This window comes from Isoptericola sp. NPDC056134 (assembly GCF_042264825.1).
GTDB lineage: Bacteria > Actinomycetota > Actinomycetes > Actinomycetales > Cellulomonadaceae > Isoptericola > Isoptericola nanjingensis.
Genome location: NZ_JBHJVM010000099.1, coordinates 1 through 1,074, shown reverse-complemented (window position 1 = coordinate 1,074; position 1,074 = coordinate 1). Strand labels below are relative to the sequence as shown.

Sequence of the window (1,074 nt, the reverse complement as noted above, 5' to 3'; positions counted from 1 at the left end):
GGGAGTGGTCGAAGGTGGGACTGGCGATTGGGACTAAGTCGTAACAAGGTAGCCGTACCGGAAGGTGCGGCTGGATCACCTCCTTTCTAAGGAGCTACCAACGCTCGCCTCGCCGGCTTTGCTGGTGGGTGGGTCGTTCAGGTGCCACGCCATCGCCGTACGTGTGGTGGGTGGTTGCTCATGGGTGGAACATTGACGAAAGAGTCTTCTGGTCTTGCTGGTGTCAGTACCTGCCGGCCTGCCTGGTCCTTCGGGGCCGGGTGGGGTGGTGGTGGAACATCACGGGTGAGGGTGGGGGGCTTGTCGAGCACACTGTTGGGTCCTCAGGTCACCGGCCACCGGTTGGTGGGGTGCCTGGTACGGGCCGGTCTTCGGACCTCGAACCGCGTCGTCTGCTTCTTCGGGAGCTGATGGGGTAGGCGGGTCCTGGTGGGGGTCGGGGTCGTTGGTTGTTTGAGAACTGCACAGTGGACGCGAGCATCTTTGTAAAGATCAAGACACACCTTCGGGTGTGGTTCTTGGTTCTCTGCAGTTTTGTTGTTTTTGTTGAAGTTTTTAAGGGCACAGGGTGGATGCCTTGGCACTAGGAGCCGAAGAAGGACGTTGTAGCCTGCGATAAGCCTCGGGGAGCTGGCAAACGAGCTGTGATCCGAGGGTTTCCGAATGGGGGAACCCCGCACGAGTCATGTCGTGTGACCCGCACCTGAATATATAGGGTGTGTGGAGGGAACGTCGGGAAGTGAAACATCTCAGTACCGACAGGAAGAGATATTCCGTGAGTAGTGGCGAGCGAAAGCGGATGAGGCCAAACCGGGCGCGTGTTAAAGCTGTCAGGCGTTGCGTGTTCGGGGTTGTGGGACCCTTCTGGTGGATCTGACAGTCCGCCGGGGAGTCAGAAAGTCGTGTCATAGTCGAACCGCATTGAAAGGCGGACCACAGACGGTGCGAGTCCGGTAGACGAAATGGTGCGGCCTCCCGAAGGGGATCCCAAGTAGCACGGGGCCCGAGAAATCTCGTGTGAATCTGGCAAGACCACTTGCTAAGCCTAAATACTACCTAGTGACCGATAGCGGA

Annotated in this window: 2 rRNA genes; both read left to right on the top strand. The window is 58.5% G+C overall.

The annotated features are described in order from the left end of the window. Positions 1-86, top strand: a 16S ribosomal RNA gene (locus tag ACFCZN_RS21550); the annotation flags it as partial. Between the two features lie 459 nt (positions 87-545). Continuing rightward, positions 546-1,074, top strand: a 23S ribosomal RNA gene (locus ACFCZN_RS21545); the annotation flags it as partial.